1 protein-coding gene is annotated in these 445 nt (G+C 66.3%); it reads left to right on the forward strand.

The window, feature by feature from the left end; genetic code table 11:
• On the forward strand, window positions 1-305 hold a 305-nt coding region (locus tag KW836_RS27670; protein ID WP_304505136.1), incomplete at its 5' end, for a pirin-like C-terminal cupin domain-containing protein.
• Window positions 306-445: the final 140 nt, after the last annotated feature.

Raw genomic sequence — 445 nt, forward strand, 5'->3', positions numbered from 1 at the left:
GTGACACGCTGCGCGAACATGCGGCGCTGGAAATGGCCGCCGGCCAGGACTGGGTGCTGGAGAACACCGGCAGCGATGTGGCGGAGCTGCTGATGCTGCAAGGCCGGCCGATTGCCGAACCCGTGGTGCAGTACGGACCGTTCGTGATGAACACGCAGCAGGAAATCATGCAGACCATGATGGACTACCGCCGCACCCAGTTTGGCGGCTGGCCCTGGGACAGCCAGGATCCGGTGCATGGCCCGGAGATCCGCCGCTTCGCCCGCCACCCGGGCCAGCAGGTGGAAGAGCGGCCCACGGCCTGATGCCCGGCGGCTGCGGGTGAGACTGCACAGGCCTGCCTGGCCCACGCCGGGCAGGAGCCTGTGGGTTGCTGGCGGCGCAAAAGCGCCTTGCATAGCGCAGGGAATCGCCGGATTTGTTACTTGATTGTTACGCGTTGATG

The organism is Achromobacter sp. ACM05 (assembly GCF_019218915.1).
Taxonomy (GTDB): domain Bacteria; phylum Pseudomonadota; class Gammaproteobacteria; order Burkholderiales; family Burkholderiaceae_B; genus Achromobacter; species Achromobacter animicus.